This is a genomic window from Brevundimonas sp. (assembly GCF_032107865.1).
GTDB lineage: Bacteria > Pseudomonadota > Alphaproteobacteria > Caulobacterales > Caulobacteraceae > Brevundimonas.
Window position 1 is genome coordinate 1 of the sequence record NZ_DAMCNG010000317.1, and the last position, 2,124, is coordinate 2,124.

Consider the following 2,124-nt stretch of genomic DNA (forward strand, 5'->3'; position numbering starts at 1 on the left):
GCGCGGTGCCTTCAGCGTGGCGTCGATGCGCGGGGGCGGCCTGCCCGAGGCGCGCTTTGACGGCGTTGAATGGCGGCTGACGCCGGGCGGATTCGCGGCGAGGCTGAAGGGGCAGGCGGCCCTGGATTTCGGCCCGGCGCGCGGGATCGCCTTCAGCACCCAGGGCGAACTGGCCTCGGCGGGCGGGCGTCTGACCTATACGGCGAGCGATTGCATCCCGGTGACGATGGACAAGCTCGACCTGGGCGAGAACTCGGTCGAGGCGGCGTCGGGTCGCGTCTGCCCGACGTCGGCGCCCTTGTTCACGATCCAAAACGGCGCCTGGCGCGCCCAAGCTCGTCTGGCCGATGTGGCGGCCTCTGTGCCTGTCTTCGAGGTCGGAATCTCCGGCGCCGAAGGCGATCTGGTCGTCGACGGTGCGGCCAAGGGGCTGTCGATGCGCGTGGGTGTCGGCAAGGCTCAGGTCGCGGATGCGGCCGATCCGGTCCGCTTCCTGCCGCTTCAGGCCAAGGGCGAGGCGCGGTTGGCGGCTGACGTCTGGACGGCCGGCTTCGATCTCAGCCGGCTGGACCACGCCATCGGCCGCGTCGAGGTGCGCCATGATGTTCAGGCCCAGGCGGGCGGGGCGGTGATCTCGGCGCCCAGCCTGGCCTTCACCGAGCATGGGCTTCAGCCCGACGACCTCAGCCCCCTCGTGGCGGACTATGTGAAGTCGCCGGTGGAAGGCTCGGCCGAGTTCGAGGGGCGTTTCGACTGGACGGCCGAGAGCGCGACCAGTTCAGGCGTCCTGACGGTGCCCGATCTGGATTTCACCAGTCCGGCGGGCAAGGTCCAGGGGCTGAAGGGGCGGGTGGAGTTTACCAGTCTGACGCCGCTGATAACCGCCCCGGATCAGAAGCTGATCGCCGACCGAGTGCAGACGGTGACGCCGCTGACCGATCTTCAGCTGTCCTTCGGTCTGGACGAAAAGGCCCTGACCATCGGCGGCGGCCAGATCCAGGCGGCGGGCGGGCGCATCAGCGTCGAGCCCCTGTCGCTGCCGCTGACGCCGGGCGAGGGCTGGGGTGGCGTGGTCGTGGTCGAGGGCGTGCAACTGAACGAATTGCTGAAGAGCGCCAATCTTCAGGACAAGGCCGAGTTCGACGCCGTGGTGTCGGGGCGGTTGCCCTTCACCTATGATCCCAAGGACGGCTGGCGCATCGTCGGCGGGGTGCTGAACGGCGTGCGGCCCGGCCGCCTGTCGATCCAGCCCCAGGTGTTCGACGACCTGGCCGCCGGCGGCGGCGGCGAGGCGGGCGTGCCGCCCAATACCATGCAGGATCTGGCCTATCAGGCCATGCAGGATCTGGCGATCAGCGACCTGACCGCCGAGGTCAACAGCCTGGACCAGGGCCGCCTGGGCGTCCGGTTCCGCATCAACGGCCGTCACGACCCGCCCGAGCGCGAGCAGCTTCGTCTGACCTTCATGGAGCTGATCCGGCGCGACTTCTTGAACAAGAAGCTGAATCTGCCGTCGGATACGCCGATCGATCTGACGCTGGACACGACCTGGAACGCCAACCAGATCATCTCGGACCTGCTGGAATATGCGCGTCGCGGGGAGACGCCGGCGCTGACGACGGATGAAACGCCTTGAGTCACGGCCGCGCTTTGTTCAGAACCCATTCACACGCCGCCGCGTTTAATGGCGGTGACTTCCAACGCCGCCTTCGGAGACCGGCCTCATGATCAGCAAGCGTCAGATCGTCGCCATGCTCGGCCTCGGCGCCGTCAGCCTGGCCGCATGCGCGCCTACGGTGAACATCAAGTTCAGCGAGCCGCTGCAGATCTATGCCAAGCTCGACGCCGACATCCGCATCAAGCTGGATCAGGAACTGCAGAACCTGCTCCGCGAAAACCCCAACCTGTTCTGAATGTGAAAGGGGGCTTTGACATGACTTACCGCAAACTCTTCGTGGCTGTGGCCGCTGTCGCTGCTCTGGGCGTCGCCGCCGGCGCCGCCGTGGCTCAGACCGCCTCGCAGAAGGCCCTGGTCGATCAGGCCAAGGCCGCCGGCACGGCCGGTGAACAAGCCGACGGCTACGTCGGCGTGCGCACCTCGGTCGACGGCCCCACGCAGGCCGC

The 2,124-nt window shown here is 67.8% G+C and carries 2 protein-coding genes and 1 pseudogene; all 3 read left to right on the forward strand.

The features are described from left to right. A partial coding sequence (locus tag RT567_RS16125; protein ID WP_313577224.1) for a YdbH domain-containing protein occupies positions 1–1,636 on the forward strand: 1,636 nt, incomplete at its 5' end. An 88-nt stretch (positions 1,637–1,724) separates the two neighbouring features. Further along, entirely contained in the window at positions 1,725–1,913 is a 189-nt protein-coding gene (locus tag RT567_RS16130) for a YnbE family lipoprotein (RefSeq protein WP_040346241.1), read from the forward strand. A gap of 20 nt (positions 1,914–1,933) precedes the next feature. Beyond that, positions 1,934–2,124: pseudogene (locus RT567_RS16135) on the forward strand (DUF1318 domain-containing protein); the annotation flags it as partial.

Coding starts and splice junctions, on each gene's coding strand:
- RT567_RS16130 (WP_040346241.1), top strand. CDS start 1,725: ATGATCAGCAAGCGTCAGATCGTCGCCATGCTCGGCCTCGGCGCCGTC.